General features: G+C 55.8%; 13 protein-coding genes. 6 read left to right on the top strand and 7 right to left on the bottom strand.

The annotated features are described in order from the left end of the window. Positions 1-57: 57 nt before the first annotated feature. From J3U88_RS04265 to J3U88_RS04275, 3 genes are all read right to left on the bottom strand, one after another. Complete coding sequence (locus J3U88_RS04265) at positions 58-873, bottom strand: class I SAM-dependent methyltransferase (RefSeq protein WP_207857038.1); 816 nt, start codon at positions 871-873, stop codon at positions 58-60. Positions 874-1325: 452 nt separating this feature from the next. Next, on the bottom strand, positions 1326-3335 hold the full coding sequence (locus J3U88_RS04270; protein WP_207857039.1) for a M28 family metallopeptidase: 2010 nt from the start codon (positions 3333-3335) through the stop codon (positions 1326-1328). A gap of 229 nt (positions 3336-3564) precedes the next feature. Next, a complete protein-coding gene (locus J3U88_RS04275; RefSeq protein WP_207857041.1) occupies positions 3565-6612 on the bottom strand; it encodes a TonB-dependent receptor in 3048 nt (1015 codons plus the stop codon). Between the two features lie 625 nt (positions 6613-7237). Here J3U88_RS04275 and J3U88_RS04280 point away from each other — a divergent pair. The 3 genes from J3U88_RS04280 (at position 7238) to J3U88_RS04290 (ending at position 9973) form a co-directional block, all read left to right on the top strand. Next, a complete protein-coding gene (locus J3U88_RS04280) occupies positions 7238-7765 on the top strand; it encodes an RNA polymerase sigma factor (RefSeq protein WP_207857042.1) in 528 nt (175 codons plus the stop codon). Between the two features lie 19 nt (positions 7766-7784). Continuing rightward, entirely contained in the window at positions 7785-8735 is a 951-nt protein-coding gene (locus tag J3U88_RS04285; protein WP_207857044.1) for a hypothetical protein, read from the top strand. A 116-nt stretch (positions 8736-8851) separates the two neighbouring features. Then, positions 8852-9973, top strand: a complete 1122-nt coding sequence (locus J3U88_RS04290; protein ID WP_207857046.1) for a DUF4097 family beta strand repeat-containing protein — start codon at positions 8852-8854, stop codon at positions 9971-9973. A 585-nt stretch (positions 9974-10558) separates the two neighbouring features. On the opposite strand, the gene J3U88_RS04295 is transcribed toward J3U88_RS04290, so the two are convergent. Beyond that, positions 10559-11050 carry a MarR family winged helix-turn-helix transcriptional regulator gene (locus J3U88_RS04295; RefSeq protein WP_207857047.1) on the bottom strand — a complete coding sequence of 164 codons (492 nt, stop codon included), beginning with the start codon at positions 11048-11050 and terminating at the stop codon, positions 10559-10561. A gap of 135 nt (positions 11051-11185) precedes the next feature. Here J3U88_RS04295 and J3U88_RS04300 point away from each other — a divergent pair, with 135 nt between their 5' ends. Then, positions 11186-11872, top strand: coding sequence for a DUF4336 domain-containing protein (locus J3U88_RS04300; RefSeq protein WP_207857048.1), 687 nt, complete (start codon positions 11186-11188; stop codon positions 11870-11872). A 6-nt stretch (positions 11873-11878) separates the two neighbouring features. On the opposite strand, the gene J3U88_RS04305 is transcribed toward J3U88_RS04300, so the two are convergent. After that, positions 11879-12781 (bottom strand): LysR family transcriptional regulator, encoded by a 903-nt coding sequence (locus J3U88_RS04305; RefSeq protein ID WP_207857049.1) that lies wholly within the window; start codon positions 12779-12781, stop codon positions 11879-11881. Positions 12782-12940: 159 nt separating this feature from the next. Here J3U88_RS04305 and J3U88_RS04310 point away from each other — a divergent pair, with 159 nt between their 5' ends. Continuing rightward, the gene (locus J3U88_RS04310; RefSeq protein ID WP_207857050.1) at positions 12941-13348 is read left to right on the top strand and encodes a hypothetical protein; all 408 of its coding nucleotides are present in this window, start codon (positions 12941-12943) and stop codon (positions 13346-13348) included. 355 nt (positions 13349-13703) lie between these two features. Further along, complete coding sequence (locus J3U88_RS04315; RefSeq protein WP_207857052.1) at positions 13704-13883, top strand: hypothetical protein; 180 nt, start codon at positions 13704-13706, stop codon at positions 13881-13883. A gap of 195 nt (positions 13884-14078) precedes the next feature. On the opposite strand, the gene J3U88_RS04320 is transcribed toward J3U88_RS04315, so the two are convergent. Further along, entirely contained in the window at positions 14079-15050 is a 972-nt protein-coding gene (locus tag J3U88_RS04320) for an RpnC/YadD family protein (RefSeq protein WP_207857054.1), read from the bottom strand. 233 nt (positions 15051-15283) lie between these two features. Continuing rightward, the gene (locus tag J3U88_RS04325; RefSeq protein WP_207857056.1) at positions 15284-17581 is read right to left on the bottom strand and encodes an amidohydrolase; all 2298 of its coding nucleotides are present in this window, start codon (positions 17579-17581) and stop codon (positions 15284-15286) included. Between the last annotated feature and the right edge of the window lie 35 nt (positions 17582-17616).

Below are 17616 nucleotides of genomic sequence, written 5' to 3' on the forward strand. Positions count from 1 at the left end.
AAACAAAAAACCCGCGAGCCGCGGCCCGCGGGTTTTGTGCTTTGCAAGAGCGATGTCTTAGGGTTTGACGAACTTGAGCGTCATGCGGTCGCTTTCGCCGATTTTTTCGAATTTAGCTTTGTGCTCGTCACCGTCGGCATAGGTGGGCGGCAGTGACCAAACACCCTTGGGGTGATCTTTGGTGTCCTTGGGATTGGCGTTGATCTCGGAGGAGGCAACGAGGATGAAACCCGCGTGTTCGGCCATTTTGATCAGGTAGTCTTGGTTGACATAACCGCCGCTGGGACGCGCCTCGGCTTCGATGTTGGGGTCGGCACGGTGCTGAACCACGCCGAGCACGCCGCCCGGCTTAAGTACTTTGTAAAAGATTTCGAAGGCGTTGGGGGCGATGCCGCCGCGCATCCAGCCATGGGTGTTGCGGAAGGTCAGAACCATGTCGACGCTACCCTCGGGTGCGATGCCCTTCTTTTTGGGGGGATTGAACTCGGTGACTTGGACTTTGTCGTAAACATCGGGGTTATCGGCTAATTTCTGGGCCAGTTTTTCGCGGTTTTTGACCACGTATTCGCGTTTGTCGTTGACATCGTAACCGGCCAGGTAAAGCTTGCCTTCTTCGCGCAGGAAAGGGGCCAGGATCTCGGAGTACCAGGCGCTGCCGCCGGGGGACACTTCAACCACCGTCATGTTGGGTTTGATGCCGAAGAAACTGAGGGTTTCCACGGGATGACGGTGTTGGTTACGCGCTTTGTGGGCGTCGGAGCGGTGGTCGCCCTCGGCCGCTTTTTTCAGCGCGGCGCTGTGGTCGTGGTCGTCGGCGATCACCGCGACGAAGCTTCCCAAAAGCAGGGTGGTTAAGCAAATCAAACGAATCATGGTTTCTCCCTTTTCGGTTCATCCAAAAAATTGTGATGGGCAGATGATGTACCCGCATCAAAGGATTGTGACGTTGTCGGGATGCGGATAGGGAATGCCGTGTGTCGCAACATCCCTTGAAACAAACAGGTCCACGGGTGGTTTTATTCAGACGGTCCGACTTTTTTCAAAAAAACCGGCCTGGTTTTACCTGGATGGACGTTTGACCGACCCGTGGTACCCATGCACCCGTATGAGACCCGGTCGGCCCGCGCACCGCTTGGTTTGAAGCGGTTGTGATCTCTGGGTGTTTGTCGGCTCTCTCAACCTAATCGGAAGCACGCGGCGGGGCAATGGATAGTTTGCCAAACAGGGGCGGCGCGGCGCGATCCGGGTGGGGGAAGGCGCTTTTGGGGATTGGGCCAAAAGCGAATTTCCCATGCGGTGTCATAGACAAAAAGGCTGAATCGGGCTTAGGGTGTTTCCGCCGCGGCAGGGACCGTGGCCGTGCCGATGGCGGGTTCGCCCAGGCTGTTAAACACGAACACGACGCCGCACAAACTGTTTCCCGGCGAATGCGCGATGACCTGAACATCTTCCGCCAGGCCTGAGACGAGGTCACTCGTCAGCACCGCCAAGGGTTGCAGGGGGCTGAGGTTGGCACCGGTTTGGATGTCCGTCGCCAGCAGCGTGCCCGCGGCGTTGTAGACGGTGAGGGTGACGTCGATGGGACGATCACCCACGTTGACGATAACCGGTGCTGAAATCGAACCACCGGCTACCGGTAGGTAGCCGAACAACAAACGATCACCAATCTCTTGGCCCGCGGTAAGGCCGTTTTGAGGCAAGGTGACCGCGACACCCTGGGAGGGCGAGGCGCCCGAAGCGGTATCGGCAATGTTGTTGGTGACCCAGCGGCTTTCGACCGCGGTGGAACCGGCCTCCACGGTGACGGTGAAACCGCCGCCGCTTGGAAAGTCGGGGAACAGGCTGGTTGTGGTTTCAGCGATAAAACCCGAGGCGCCGAGGTCCCGTTCGGCCACGGCCGAGCTGCCGTCGGCGCGGCGCGCGGTCAAGCGAACGCGGGTGCTTTTGTCGGCGGTATTGTTGACAACCAAGGTGCTTTCGAAACGATCGCTTTTCGAAAGCCAAGGGAGCAACATGGTTTTTGCGACTGAGAATTCACCGTTGTCCGTGGTAGACAGGCCGGCCCACTCCGCCAAAACAGCGGTGTTCATGCGCAGGATGTTGCCGCCCATATCCATGCTGATATGGGTCGCCTCATCGGTTTGCCGGTGGTAGTGGGGATATTCGTTCCAGTCGTTTTCAATGACCAGCAGGGCGCGCAGGCCCGCGTTCAGGTAAGGGACATGGTCGGAGCCGAAGGGATTTAAGGTGGAAACCACCCGCATGTCGGTGTACGTTTCGGCGGCAGTGGTGAAGGTATCGATCAGGTCGGCTGAGAAGGAAGCGGTTTCCAGCAAGACGTCGAGATCCTCGTCGCCGGTGTAACCGATCATGTCCATGTTCAGCATGCCGCGCACTTTGGTTTGGTTGCCGTCTGCAATTAACTGGTTCACATGGGCACGGCTGCCGTGCAGACCTTGTTCTTCGCCGGAATAGGCGATGAACACCAGGCTGGTTTTGGGGTCGGCTTCCGAGAAAATCCGCGCCAGTTCCAACAAGCCGGCGGTGCCGGAGGCGTTGTCCTCGGCGCCTGGCGAACGGTCGCCGCCGCTGAAGCCGTTGGTGCTGTCGTAGTGGGCGCCGATGATGTACCATTCGTCGGGCCGCTCGCTGCCCGTGATGGTGGCGATCACATTGTCGAGTTGGGCGCCGTTGAGGGTGAACTGCTGGGTGGAGACGCTCACATTGTTCAGTGCTTCGAATTGGCTGATCAGCCAGTCGCGGGCGGGGATGATGTCGCTGTCGAAGGAACCGCGACTCCAGGCCGCCAAGGTTTGTATGTCACCGAGCCAGCGTTCCGGGTTGATCCGCGCGACCAAATCACGCACATCTTTGTTGGCTGTTTTGGCGCGAACACGGGGTCGGTTTTCGGCCTGGAAGGCAATCACGGTATTCTTTCGGAGCGGGAGCACTTCGAGGCGATGGTCGTGATCGCCGTGTTTGTGATCGAAGTTGGGTTTGCCGCCCTCGGCATGGACGACCGCAATCCGGCCCGCGCGCAGCAGTTCACGTCCTGAAAAGGCGGGTAAGTGGCGGGTATGGTTGAGTTGAACCATATATAAATGATGGGGATCCTCCGGTTGAAGGTCGAGGATCCGCACGCCTTCGGCGCGGGTCATGGCGTGGTCGGCGGGAAGCACCGCGAACAGTTGGTCGTCGGCTTCAACCCAAAGCGCGGTGCCCAAGTTGTGTTTTAACTGCTCGAGTTGGGCCGGACCCACGGCGTCGATTGGGAAAACGGCGTAGCGCCAAGGGGTTGCCGCCTGCAAGCTCACGGCGAGAATGGTTGCGCTCAAAAAAAGTATCCATCGTTTCATCAAAAGTCCCCTTTCTGCTTCAGTTAAATGGTCGGTTTCAAACCGTACCAAAACCTATTACGAGCAATTGCCACGCCGGCCTGACACAGTTTTACCAAAAGGTGGCGGGGGACGAACAGGTTCCTTTGGTTTTCCCTTCACGAAAAACGCCGGTGTTCCCCCGCTTCTCGGGAAAACACCGGCGTTTCTGGTGGGGCATGGGTTGGGTTTACCAGCGCGATTTAATGCCAAGCTGAACTTGGCGCGGGGTGCCGGTACCGGATTGGACCGTGCCGTCGAAGTTAAAGATCAGGTTGGTCACCTGGGGTGCCAACAGGTTCTTTGCGTTGGTCAGGTTAAAGATCTCCACCACCCCTTCCAAGGTGAAACCACTGAACACAAAGTTACGCGACAGGCGTACATCGATGGTGCGGAACTGGTTGTCTTTGCGGCCCAGGTTTCGCGGGGTGATGCTGCCGTCGGGGTTGATGCGATCTTGGGGCGTGTTGATGTCTTCACCGTTCGCTGTAATCGACTTGGGTTGCGCCGAGCGGTAGTTAAAACGAACGTTGAGGTTAAAACCGTAGGGTGCCTGCCACAGGGCCCAGGTTGAGGCGCGGTGACGTTGGTCGCGGTCCGAGTAACCCCACTCCGCTTCAAGGTCCGTAATGGTGGCATAGCGGAAGGTGAAGGGATCGCGTTCGTTGTCGTCGTGGGACTTGTCCTTGGCGTAGGTGTAGTGACCTTGCACCAGTAACTTGTCGCTAAACAGCCGATTAAACCCAAGCGTGTAGCTTTCGTAATAGGACTCGCCGCCGGATTCGACCACGGTGAGGTTGCCGATGCCGTTGCTGCCGTCCGCGCCCAGGCCGGTCGACCATGGAGAGCCCAAGGCGGCATCGTTGAGGTTCAGGAATCGCGTTTGGTTTTTGCCTTTAATGGTGGTGGCTTTAACGTACACCGAGGTTTTGGGCAGGATTTGCCGTTCGTAGGTGGCGCTTACCTGGAACGAACGCGGGTTGCGGAAGTTTTTGTCGTAAACCGTCACGTCGGGTCGAAAGGGATCGCCGAGCGTGTCGGTAGGGATCAAGTCGGGGTAGGCGGGTGGTGGCCCCAAAATGGGGGTCAGTTCCGAACTGCGGAAAATGGATTGACCGCGGCTGCCGTTGGTGGAGCGGGTGCCGGCCAGGGCCAGGCCCGGAATACGGGCGTAGTAGACGCCCGCGCTAAGGCGCACCACCGATTCGCCCAAGCCGCCGGGGTCCCAGGTTAAACCGAAGCGGGGTTGCCACATCGATTCATCAGAGGGAATCGTGCCGTCGGAGGGGAATTCCATGCCGTTGCGGGTCGTGCCGATGAAATCGCGGTAAAACACCTCATCCGTCGGCGTGATGGGGTCGGGTTGCATTTGGGCTTCCCACCGCAGGCCCAGGTTGACGCTCAGGGTTGGGGTGATGTCCCATTTGTCCTGAATGAAAAAGGCCAGTTCGGTGGTATCGATGGTTTGGGTGCCCGCTTCTTCAACCGAAAGACCGCCGACACCGGCTTGTTGGAGGTAAAACAGAACCGGCCCGGTGATCGAGGTGCCTTCCGGGCAGCCGCCGCTGAAGGAAGTCGAGCCGTCGGAACATTCCACGTAATTCGGGTTTTGCGCATAGTTGAGGAAGCCGTCGGTGGAGTTAAAGATCCAGCGGCCGTTGGCAAAACCGACGAAGGTTTGGAAAGCCTCGGTTACGTTGAGTTCGGCCCCGATTTTGATCAGGTGGTTGCCGCTGATGATTGACAGGTTGTTGTTCATTTGCACGCGCGTGTCGTAATAATCGACCGGGATGAAAAACGGCATGCCGAAGCGGTAGCTGCGGCCGAAATCAAAGGCGGTGTCGGGTAAGGGGCGGTCGGATCCGGCAATGTTGGGCCCGTTGTACGCCCGTGGGCGGTCCTCGCGGGCGTATTGAAAACGCAGTTCGTTGATCATGTTGTCGCTGATGGCCGTGTTGAGCTGGCCGCTGATCGACCAACTGTCGGCTGTTTCAATGGCATTGGCGCTGCGACCCCAGGAATCCACGTCAAAAGTACCGTTGACCTGTTCGGAGGAGGTATCCGTGAAACGCAGGGTCAGCAAGTTGTTGAAGTCGATGTTCCAATCGAGCTTAAACAGGAAGGCGTGGGCGTCGTTGGAGCGATCAATCGAACCGTTTTCGTCGGGATAGCCGAGGTCACGGAAGAAATTGACAAGGCGTTCTTCGATGCGGTTGGGGTCCGTTTGTTTGGTGGATTCGGATGACTGTAAATCAAAGGAGACAAAATAAAACAATTTGTCTTTGATGAACGGACCGCCCAAGGTGAAACCAATCTGGGATTGGTCGAAGGGGAATTTGTCCGCGCGGGTGCCGTCGGGGTTTTCGGCGCGCGCGTTTAAGCTGTCCTCGCGGTAATAGGTGTGGGTTGAACCGCTGATTTTGTTGGTACCGCTTTTGGTGATGACGTTGACAAAGCCGGCCGAAGAACGACCGAACTCGGCCGGCGCGCCGTCGCCGACGACCACCACTTCTTGAACCGCGTCCAGGTTAAAGGTGAAGGCCGCGCGCTGGCCGCCGCGTTGTTCGCCGAAGAAGGGGTTGTTGAAATCGGCGCCGTCTACCGAGATGTTGTTGTTAATCCCTTTTTGGCCGTTGATGGAAATGACGTCGCCGTCCGGGCCTTGGGCGATGGTTGCGCCCGGGGTTAGTAAGGTGAAATCGAGGAAGTTGCGACCGTTGTTGGGCAAACCTTGGACTTCTTCCTCACCCAGGGAAACGGAGCTTTCCACGCGGGCGGTTTCCACGACTTGGTCGAAATTTTCCACTGAAACGGTGATGGATTCCATGATTTCGGCCCGTTGCTCCTCGCCGGCGTTTTCTAAGTTCTTTTGCAAATCGACCAGCTTCTGATCGGTAATTTCCTTGAGGACCAGTTCAACCGACACCGTTTTACCAACGGTCACCTGCAAACCGTCTTGTTGCGCAAAGAAGAACCCTTCTTTGTTGGCCAAGATCCGGTAAGGTCCAAGCGGCAGCAACAGCCCGCGAAAGCGGCCCTGCTTGTCGGTTTTTACCGTTTTGGTGTAGTTGGTTGCTTTGTTCACCATGTCGACGGCGACCCTGGGAATGGGCTGACCGTCTTTGTCGACCACGCGACCTTCGATAATCCCGGTTGTTGCTTGTGATTGGGCCGCAAGCGGAAGAACCGCCAGGGCCAACATGCATCCAATTAAAACCGATGCGAAACCAATTTTCATTTCGACCTCGTCTTTGAAGCAAGCCGGCGCCGTGGGCCAATACGCCAACCCACCACAAATTCGGGCTCGCGAGGGAACCAAGCGTGGTGCGCGTTGGACCGCGGCGTAAAAGCTAGAGTTGGAATGGAGGGGGAGCCTAAGCTGTAAGGAAAAGGATTGGAAACCCTTGTTTCAGCCGAGTTCTTTCGCTGGAGCAGGGTTTGAATTTTCGGGTAAAGGTGTGTTCATCCCGGCTTCATATGATGCCCATAGCAATGGCTTGGCAGAGTATGGGGAATCAAGCCTGTTTCGTAGGAAATGTGTTAATCGAGAATATCCTCTAATATACTGAAAAGCTTTGCACAAGTCATTGAAAAAAATGAATTTGTTGAACGAGTCCGCGCTCGTTGATCCCTTTCCGTCGGCTCTGTTTTCGCGTTTTCCCGATGATTCTGTGATGGTTTCGCATCCCGTGGACGGCGCGGGCGTGTTTTGCGGGGCGATGGTTTTTCGCCGTCGGAGCGTATCGGCGTATCCACCTGGGTTGGAACGTGCTAAAAAGAAAATCACCCTTTTTTTAAAAAAAATGATGCACAATGCTTTCCTTTTTCGATGCCGCGCGTCTAGGGAGAGTGAGGAGGCGAACTTGGAGATTCAGGACGAACAGTTGGTTCAATTGGTTCGCTCGGGTTCCCTGGATGCATTCGATCAACTGATGCGCCGCTATCAACGCACCGTTCACCAAATCGCCTGCAGCGTTAGCGGCGATTACGAACACGGGCTCGACATTAGCCAATCGGTCTTTCTCAAAGCCTACCAAAAGCTCGATACGCTCGCCGACCCGGCCCGCTTTAAGACGTGGCTCATTCGCATGACCTACCACGAATCGATTGATTGGTTGCGGCGCAAGCGGGAAGGCGAGTTTTTTGATGAATCACAGCATGTTGATCACGGCGCATCCGACGGTGAATCGGCCCTGGAACAACAGCTTCGGCAGGAACAGATCAGTCAGCTTCTTGGGCGGCTCCACCCCAAACACCGTTTGGCGGTGGTGCTCAAATACTTCGAGGGTTGTTCGATCCGCGATATCGCGGGCACGCTCGAATGTTCGGAACCGGTTGTCAAAAATATGTTGTACCGCAGCCTGAAACGCATGGCGACGCATGCCGGCTAACCGGCGCTAGGAGGAATCCATGGACAAAGAACCCAACCAAAGCCCGCTCGACGCCTTGTTCGAACCCCTTGATGACGAACGTGAATTGTGGCGCGAGGATGAACGGCCGGAAGATGTTTTGGCCGTTCATCAGCGTCTCATCGACGCCGAGGCGCCCCACGAGGTGGACGATGCCGCATTCGCGCGGATGCGTGCCGGGGTCTTGGCTGAAATTCGCAAAGCGCCCAAGGTCGCTTCTTCCCCGGACAAGGTGATTCAACCCAAGATCGCGCACTGGCGGCAACCGGTGTTTTTGCTGGGTGCCGCGGCGGCGATGCTGCTGGGTGTGTTAATTGGTTCGCGTTTTTGGCAAAACAGCCCCGCGCCAATTTGGTACAACCCCGTTGGCGATGCCGCCCAGCATGGAACCGATTTTCGCCAAGGGGCGGCCCGTCAGATGGTTTCCTCGCTCGCCCAACCCCAACCCGATTTACGAAACCTACCTTATGTCTATGACAACATCGCCATCACCCCGACCCCGGGGAACCAAGTTCACCTCTCTTTTGATATGGCGACCCACGTTTCTTTGGTGCGTCCCGCCGACGATCCCTTGGTGCGCGAAATGTTGGTGAACGCCCTGATGGATCGAGAATCCCTGAATAACCGATTGCACGCCGTGCAACTGAGCGATCCGACCATGAGTCCCGAGGTGAAGCAGGCCTTGGTGATTGCCATGCGCCAAGACGGTGAACTGTCGGTTCGGCTGAAGGCGATGGCCAAACTGGCGCCTTTTGGTGAGGAGCCACTGGTCAGTCAAGCTTTGATGGAAGTACTTAAAAACGACGAATCCGTGCAAATGCGTCTGAACGCGCTCGATTACCTGATGGGTAGCAATCCCGCAAAAGGCGATATCGAGGCCCTTGAACGAACCCTGCGCGAACGGGGTGACACGCCGCTTCTCATGCGGGTCAACCGTTGGGAACGGCATTAATGCCGACCCACCCAGCCCCACCGGAACAGGACGCGGCCTGTTCCGGGTTAACCGCGTAGGCGGGCTAGCCCGCCGAAACCCTTTAAAAAATAAAATCGATTGTGAGGAAGTGATTGATGAAACATGTACTGCTAATTTGCTGCTTGTCCTTGGGCCTGCTCTTTGCGCAAGAAACCAAAGTAGAAACCTTTGATTTGGCGCCCGGCCTCAAGGTGGATATTCACAACAAATGTGGTGGCAGCATCACCATCGAAGGGTGGGAACAAAACGGTGCCGAGCTGACCATCAATTACCGAGGCGATGCCTCGGATTGGGACACGGAAACCGCTTTGGACAACGACGGCCTCAAAATTGTGATGCGCTGCCGAGGTAACAGCGACGGTTCAGCCAAAGTTCACCTGAAGGTGCCCACCCTCCAAGACGTTAAATTTTACACTTCCGGCGGCGACATCGATTTGACCGGCCTCGAGGGGCAATTCAAAGGCAAAACCATGGGCGGCGACATCACCCTCAAAAAGTTGACCGGCCACACCCAGATTTCCACCATGGGTGGCGACATTCGCGTTGAAGCCTCCGAGCTTGACGGCAAAGTGAAAACCATGGGCGGCGATATTCGCTTTAAAGATGTATTGGGTAAAGTTGACGGTTCCACCATGGGTGGTAACGTGGTTTACGACAATGTGCGTACCGGCCTGAATGCCAACAGCGTGGGTACCCCTGAAGATGTCGTGAAGGTATCCACCATGGGTGGTGAGATTCGTGTCGAAGACGCGCCCTTGGGTGCCAAACTGAGCACCATGGGTGGCGAGATTGAAGTGGTTAAAGCCGGCAAGTTCGTAAGCGCCAAAACCATGGGCGGCGACATCGACATCCAAGAGATTGACGGTTGGGTAAAGGCCACCACCATGGGTGGCAACGTGGGTGTCAAAATGGTTGGTGATCCCTCGGTGGGTCGTCGCGATGTCACCATTAGCTCCATGGGTGGCGAAATCACCCTTTACGTGCCTCGCGCTTTGTCCATGAACTTCGACATCACGCTCAAATACAGCAAAAACAGCAAGCGTGATTACAAAATCAACAGCGATTTCGCCATGGACCAGGAAGAAAGCGAAGAATGGCAGTGGTTTGGCGGTAAAAAGTTGCGCACGATTCGCGGAACCGGCAGCGTCAACGGTGGCGAACACACCATCAAAATTGAAACCAACAACGGCAATGTCAACATTAAAGCCGTCGATTAACCCTTCGTTTTCCCTCATTGGGAGCCGGGGCCGCGTGTGACGTGTGGCCCCGGTTTTTTTGTTTAGGATGGGTGGAGTACCCGTCTTGTGGGCGGATTGGCGGTGCTTGGTGTTTTTGGGTCCCGGTCATGCAGGGCTTGGTATTCTTTTTTTCTCAGGATAAAAGGATGGTATGAGGATGGGCGATGGCGGGTTACCTGCTTGGCGGGTCGGGTACCGCCTTTGATGAAGAACGGGCGTTTTAGGGTTCGCCTGAGTCGGGTCTGTTCGCGCACCGCGGTGCGCCAAATTCCCGCGACCAACGTTTGGATTTCAGCCCCGTCGCCACCCATTCAGGGGCCGGCTGGACGCACCGAATCCGCCAAGGAAAAGGTGTTACACACCAAATCGAGAAAGACCAACGAAGCGACGCCGTCATCCGCGGCGTAACCCAGCTATAAAGGGGTGGGAAGCAACATCGCCCATCCTCATTTTCTCCAGATATCCTGATAAAAAAGGTCGAAGCAACGGCATGACCACCGTGGGTCCATGTAAAAGAGGGAAACCCAGCCAAATCGACCAGAGGGTACCCGGCCACGATTCGTCTTAGGTATCCTTTTTGGCCGAGTTGGTTTGGATCCAACCCAGGATGGTCCCCAGTGTTCGGTTGAACCGGTCTATTTCCTTATCCCCAATATCCATTCTGAGTTCTTCCTCCATCTGCCGAAGGACCGCCAAACCTTCGAGCAACCCTTGGCGGCCCTGTTCCGTGAAAACCACCCGTTTGGCGCGGCCGTCGTCCGGGTCGGGCTCCCGTTTGAGGACACCCATTTTTTCCAAATCGGCCACCAGCTGGCTCGCCGCTTGTTTGGTGACACCCAGACGTTGTGCCAGCACCGTCAATCTTGTGCCCGCGAGATCGATGTGGGGCATGAGGTTCATGTGCGCGGCGCGTAGGATCGGCGTTTCCGCCAAGTCCGCGACACGGCGGGTTCCCTCGTCGTTGAGCAAGCGGGCACAGCGGAACAGACGTTCCAATACATTGGCCTGCTTGGCCGCGTTGAGATCGTTTAAGAATTCACCGCTCTTTTCCGTCAAAACCGCCTCCTTGAAAAAATAGTAAAGCATGCTTGACTAAATTTCACAAGCAACCTATCTTGAAAAACGAGCCGCCCCGGGCCCGGGTGGACGAAATGATACGGGGTACCAAAGACCCCCGAAGTGAGGTTGGAGATGTTGGTTCAGATTACCGAACACATGTGGGAAGCCCAGGTTGACCTAAACTTAATCGGTCGTTTGGTGATTTTTCCCTGCCGGATGACCGTGATTCGTCTCAAAAACGGTGCGCTGTTGTTGCATTCGCCCGTGCGGATTGATGACGCGCTTGCCGCTGAGATTGACACCTTGGGCCCGGTTCGTACCCTCATCGCGCCCAATTGTTTTCATCATTTGTACCTGAAGGATGTGATGGCGCGTTATCCAGAGGCCAAACTGTATACGGCACCGGGTTTGGCACAAAAACGGCCGGATCTGGATGTGACGGCCGAAATTCGACCAGGAAAAAACCTTCCGTGGGCGGACGAAATTGAATGGTTTCCGTTGGGCGGTGCCGCGAAGATGAATGAAATCATCCTGTTGCATCGTGCAACCAAAACGCTGATTGTCACCGACCTGATGTTTAACATGTCGAAGGTACGCGGCCCGATGACGCCCTGGCTGTTGCGTGCCGCGGGTGCTTGGCGCAAACCCGCGCAAAGTCGTGTGTGGCGTATTCTGACCAACGACCGAGGCGCCGCCAAGGCTTCGCTTCAGCCTGTTCTTGCACGGCCGTTTGAGCGCGTGGTTATGGCCCACGGCGATGTGATCGAACGCGATGGAAAAGCCCACTTTGCGCGGGCCCTACAATGGATGTTGGCTTAATTCGGGCTATTCGAAACGGTCCCGGTGAATGTGGGTCGCGTTGGAGAACTCGCCCTGAAACAGCGCCCATAACTCACGGGCCACCGGCCCCATCGGTCGCTCGGCCAGACGTGCCAAACCCAACTGAATCGATACGCGGCGGATGTTGGTTAGGCGAAGCGGCTGTAGTTTCCCCGCGGCCAGTTCCGCGCGGATCAGGTGGTCGGGCAAGCTGCCCCATCCCAAACCGGCAAGGATGATCTCTTTTTTGATGAATACGTTCCCCACCAACCAGCGGCGTCCCCCTTCCAGGAGGCCGCCGCGCTCAATGCGGGGTTTGACCGAGGCGGAGTCTCGCACCACGACCTGTACGTAATCACGCAAGGTGTCGATGTCGGTGACAGCTCGGGCTAGGGCGGGTGCCGCAACCGGAATCATGGTGACCTCGGCGAGTGGGAGAAATGATACCTCGGGCATGGCGCCGTCCAACATCGTGAGCGAGAAATCGGTTTCACGTTGGATCAAACGTTCGTAATTGCCACTCATCACCTCGAAGTTAATATGGAGACGGGTGTCGGGATGGCGGTCTTCAAACCGCTTTAAGATGGAGAGAATTAACGGCATGGGGGCGATGGCGGTGATGGTGATGGTTAATTCGCTTTCTTTTCCCGCTGCCAACTGGCGACCCAGCTCATTTAAACCCTCCGCTTGGCGGAGCAGCATTTGCGCTTTTTGGTGGAACACCTGCCCGGCCGGGGTGATGACGGGTCGGTAACCCGTGCGGTCAAACAAGGAGAAACCCAAGGTTTCTTCGAGCTTGCGAATGGCGACGCTGAGGGCGGGCTGGCTGCGGTTGAGCACCTCGGCCGCGGCACGGAAACTGCCGTGGGTGAGAATGGTGTCGAGCACGAGGAGCTGATCCAGGGTCATGATGCGACCTCCCGATAATAAACAAAATTTATCATAATGATGAAAAATGAATACTTTTTTATAAGTTGGTGCGGCTGTATCTTTGGTCTTGTCAGAACAAAACAGCCGTGCGGCGGGCGAGACACGCACCGACCCGGAAAAGGCGGCAGGAGGTATCACATGAACGACAAAACCAAAACCTATATCACCTTGGCGGCACAGGCTTTCTTGGGATTGATCTTGGGCGTCATGGGCGGCTTGAACTACTTCTTGGGTTTTATGGAAACCCCGAAACCGACCCCGGAGGCCGGCGCCTTTTTGGGGGCGATGGCGGCGGCCGGCTACTTTTTTCCTTTTGTGAAGGTGGTCGAAATCGTCGGTGGGCTGATGCTGCTGACGAACCGGTTCGTACCCTTGGCGTTGGTCATGTTGGCGCCGATCATCGTCAACATTTTTGCCCTTCACCTGTTCCTGCAGCCGGCGCAGTTGCCCATGTCCGGCGCGATGATGGCGGCGTTGGTTTTTGTGTCGGTGATGTACCGCAAGCATTTCAAAACCATGTTCGCGTTTAAGGCCGCCGTGAGTTAGTTCTCGGTGTAACCCGGCCTGAGAAGGGGTTAACCCGCCGGTTCAGACCTCAAAACGCAGGGATTCCCCGCCAACGATGCGAAATCGCCGGCGGGGAATTTTGTTTTTCCGGGGAAAATGCCGCAATTAGACTTTCTCATCATTTTCTCATCATTGGGAAAATCGAGGAGCCACTCGGGTTGGAAGCGGAGTAAGTGTTATAAAAAGAACCTCTTGAGGCGGAGGCGAATTATGTACAAAAGTACAAAAATACTTTTATGGTTAACTTAAAAACGTCTTAGGGGTATTTTTCTGTTGACAGCTTTCTGCCCCATTGCGCATAATGGGCCCACCTCGAGGGAGTTTTTCGGAACCCATGAAATACAAACACAACTCAAAAAAAGCCCACAAAATCCACGTCGATATCCCCAACGATTTACACCTTAAATTGCGCATTAAGAGCGCGCTGGAAGACACCACCATGTCTAACTACCTGATCAACTTATTAGATCAGGATCTCCGCGAGTTTAAAATCCCCGAGGATTGGCTTCGCTGATTCCGGTTCCACCCGTTTCAATCCATATCCTATCAGCTAAATATGGCTTATCGAGATGCAAAAATCTCCCCCCATTGTGAAAGTACATTCTAAGTTTATACAGAACATATCTTCTTTTAACCCCGTGATCTAAAGATCACGGGGTTTTTTCTTTTTACGGCCGCGGCTTTGTTCCGCCGGCCTGTTTTCACCCTGTCATTCGTTTAGGTGCCGCGAGAAGGTTTCGATGGATGTTGTCGTGACGGCGAGGCGGAGAAGTTCAATCAGCCGTTCTGGTGGCACCTTTTCCAGCGCCGGAGCAATGTTGGGTGGTAGCGGACCAAAGCGCAAAGCCAAGGTATCGACAATCGATTCCCGTTTTCCACGGGCTTCACCACGGGCTTCACCACGCGTTTCACCACGCGCTTCTCCGATTTTTTCTCCGCGTTCTTGGGCCAAGCGTTCGAATCGCATCATGTACGGCATGTTTTGCTCTCCTTCAAAAACAGCAAGATCGTGTTGGAGTTGTTGTTCGAGATTGGGTGGAAGTTGCAGGACCCAATCAATGAAGCGAAAAAACGCTACCACCTTTTGCGGGCTATAGCCGTTGAGGTACAGGCGTTTGATTAGGTCGAGCTTTTGCCGCATGCGCAATTTTGGTTTTCCCTTGGTTCGCAAGGCGAGGATATGGGCGGCGGTGACCAACGCAAAGGGATTTTTGTGGGCGAGCAGCCCCGGCAAATCCTCCTCGTAATCCATTAATTTAACGACCGGGAAGGCCATCGACAAGGAGAATTGCCACAACGCGAAGTGGAATTGGTTGGGGCGCCACTGATGGTTTGGATCACCCAAAATCGCCAAGCTGACCACTGGGCGTCGGTAACGATCAAAGATGCGGTAGTTGTAAATGAACATGCGCAGCGGCAGTTCGTCGTCTTTTTGGTTTTGAAACTCCATGTGAATAAAAACCAAGCTATCTTTTCCGTCCTTCCTTTGAACGGAAAACAATTTGTCGGCATATCGGCCGCCGGTTTGGCTCATCGGATCGAGTTTCGGGAGCTCTTTGTCCAGTGATGTTATTTTATGCTCCCAGTTAATGTCGTCGAAGGCGGGCGGTAGGTAGAACTGGATCAACTCAGGAAAAAAAGATTCGCTCAGGTGTTTCCAAGGACTGTCGAAATCGGGCATGGGTCCTCCAGTGGAAACCGCGGGCTGCACCTTCCGGCAGAGGAGAAAGCCGAGCGGGGCATGCCGTTTTGGCAAGCCCCGCCCGATGCTCTGAAGCCGATACCCGTGCAATTTGCGGTTGGTTGGCCCCACCCTAAACCCATTCAAAGCAACTGAAACATCAAAAGTGAAGTTACTTCTTTGACATGGTTTGGATCTGTTGTCTTCTTTTCGTGGTGTCTGGTTTTTTGAAGCTATTGATGAACAATGCGGCCTTGAAGCACCGTCATCGCAACCTTGGCTTCGCGAATTTGGGCCGGACTCAGTTGGGTTAAATCCGCGCCCATAATGGCGAAGTCCGCCGACTTACCCACTTCCAGTGAACCGGTGATTCCATCTAAACCCAGTGCCTTGGCGGCGTTGATCGTGTAGGCGTTTATTGCTTGGCGCAGGGTCAATGAACCTTCTTCCACGGTGTAGGAGATGGCAATCATTGGCGAAACGGGATTAACCGTCCAATCGCTGCTGAGCACCACGTTGGCGCCCGCTGCCGACAGCTCCTTTACCGGGTGAAACAGGACTTCCGCCGTGCGTTGCGCCCCTAGGATCTCATCCAAACCCGAGGCCCGTTCCTGGTGGCTGAAGGAGGCGTGGGCCACTTGGATATCGGCATCAACATTCAAGGCCGCGAATCGGGGCACCTCGGCCGGGTCCATAATGGTGAGGTGGGTTAGGTTGTATTTCAGCGCCGACCCTTCACCGCGCACGACTTCTATCGCATTCATCGCCTCGCGGATCCCCAAATCACCGATGGCATGAATGTGGGCGCCGTAGCCCAGCGACTGTAATTCACGCAACCAGGTGACCATGGCGGCATCGTTGATGTAATTGAGGCCATTGGGGAATCCCGGAAAATAGGTGCTGACAAAGGGTTGGATCACCCGACAGGTTCCGTACTCGGCGATGCCGTCGATGTACATTTTGACCTGGTTCACAATCAGCAGTTGGTTGATGTCGTTTTGGAAAGCCGTTCTGAGAAAAGGGCGTTGTTCGTCGCGATTGAGTTCGGGATAAATCCAGGGTCGCAGCGAGACCCGCGCGGAAAGATCGCCGTTTTTTTCTACCGATTGCCAGGCCTCGAACATACCGCGTCGCCAGTAGGTGCGACCGTCGCCGATGGTGGTGATGCCGTTTTCCGAGGCGATGGCGAGCCCGTTCAAAATGCCTTGATAGAAAAGATCGAATCGGCCCGCCAGACTGTTAACGGCTGCTTCCATGACCACATCACCCGCGTTGTCCATCAGGATCCCGGTGGGGTTACCTTCTTCGTCCTTCATGATAATGCCGCCCGCGGGGTGGGGCGTATTGGCGTCAAAACCAACCGCGGCAAGCGCGCGGCTGTTCACGAACATCGCGTGGGAGGTGTAATCCATGATGATGGCGGGGTTGTTGGGAAAAATGGCGTCGAGTACTTCCAGCGGGAAGCGGTCGGTTTCCATGGCTTCGGCTTCCAGCAAAAAGTCGCCGCCGTAACCGATGACCCACTGCCCGTCGTTCAAGGTGCCCGCGCAATCGGTCAATACCCGAGCTTGTGCCGCGAGGGTCATGCCACGTTCGGGAAAACAACCCACCTCGCCGCCTTCACCCACGTGGTTGTGGTTGTCGATAAATCCCGGCAACAGCATTTTTCCCGCCAGGTCGATGACCCGCGTATTGGGGCCGATCCAACCTGCCACATCCGCGTCGCTTCCGAGAAAGGCGATCTTCCCGTCCAAGACCGCGACGGCCTGGTGGTTGGTTGCCGCGTACACCAAACCGTTGCGAAATACCAAATCGGCTTTGGCTTGTGGATTGGGGACCGTGCTCAGCGGTTCGGCCGCGGCCATGGCGGGTTCGCGTTGACTGTTAAAAATAAAAACCGAGCCGATCAGGGGTAAATCACTTTCGGCTACCAGGAACAAGTCCCCCTGCAGGTTGGGGAAAAGCCCCCGTACCAAGGTGGTGTAGGGCGTGAAGCCGGGTGCGACCGTTACCGGGTCGGCTTGGAAGCGGGAACCGTTTTGGTAGGCGTAAAAGGTGACCGTCGCCGTTTCGCTGTTGCCGTTAACCACCACGGGTGCCGAAAACTGATCCGCCGTGCTCGGTGTGTAAGCGAACAATAGGATGCGTGAAGCGACCGAGGCCGCGATTGCGTTGGTTTGCCCCGGTGAATCGCCCGAGCCGCTCGCGGTACCGCGCACCACAAAACCGGCGCGAATTCCGTCTTGCTCGCTTTGAATGCGTACCGCTTGACCCGGGCCGTCGCCGAGCGTTGGAAAGGCGTCACGCGGGTCCAATACCGCCTGGGACAAAGGTTCCAGGGAAAGGGTGACCTGATGACTTTCGCCGTCGGGTCGCGTCGACTGAAGCGAAACCGTCACCGTTTGGGTGTTGAGGTTGTTGACCACAATGGTTGAGCGGAACTCGGCGTTGTTGGTTGCCCAGGGAATCACCAAATCCGTGGCGGCCCAAACCGATTGCATCAACAAAAATACCCAAATCCATCGTCCCATGACGTATTCCTCCGATTCGAAAAGTTGTCGCGCCC

Source organism: Acanthopleuribacter pedis, assembly GCF_017377855.1.
Taxonomy (GTDB): Bacteria; Acidobacteriota; Holophagae; order Acanthopleuribacterales; family Acanthopleuribacteraceae; genus Acanthopleuribacter; species Acanthopleuribacter pedis.

Excerpts from the sequence above, each read along its gene's own strand:
- J3U88_RS04275 (WP_207857041.1), bottom strand. The coding sequence starts at position 6,612 with ATGAAAATTGGTTTCGCATCGGTTTTAATTGGATGCATGTTGGCCCTG.
- J3U88_RS04315 (WP_207857052.1), top strand. The coding sequence starts at position 13,704 with ATGAAATACAAACACAACTCAAAAAAAGCCCACAAAATCCACGTCGAT.
- J3U88_RS04325 (WP_207857056.1), bottom strand. The coding sequence starts at position 17,581 with ATGGGACGATGGATTTGGGTATTTTTGTTGATGCAATCGGTTTGGGCC.
- J3U88_RS04305 (WP_207857049.1), bottom strand. The coding sequence starts at position 12,781 with ATGACCCTGGATCAGCTCCTCGTGCTCGACACCATTCTCACCCACGGC.
- J3U88_RS04290 (WP_207857046.1), top strand. The coding sequence starts at position 8,852 with ATGAAACATGTACTGCTAATTTGCTGCTTGTCCTTGGGCCTGCTCTTT.
- J3U88_RS04300 (WP_207857048.1), top strand. The coding sequence starts at position 11,186 with ATGTTGGTTCAGATTACCGAACACATGTGGGAAGCCCAGGTTGACCTA.
- J3U88_RS04320 (WP_207857054.1), bottom strand. The coding sequence starts at position 15,050 with ATGCCCGATTTCGACAGTCCTTGGAAACACCTGAGCGAATCTTTTTTT.
- J3U88_RS04310 (WP_207857050.1), top strand. The coding sequence starts at position 12,941 with ATGAACGACAAAACCAAAACCTATATCACCTTGGCGGCACAGGCTTTC.
- J3U88_RS04265 (WP_207857038.1), bottom strand. The coding sequence starts at position 873 with ATGATTCGTTTGATTTGCTTAACCACCCTGCTTTTGGGAAGCTTCGTC.
- J3U88_RS04285 (WP_207857044.1), top strand. The coding sequence starts at position 7,785 with ATGGACAAAGAACCCAACCAAAGCCCGCTCGACGCCTTGTTCGAACCC.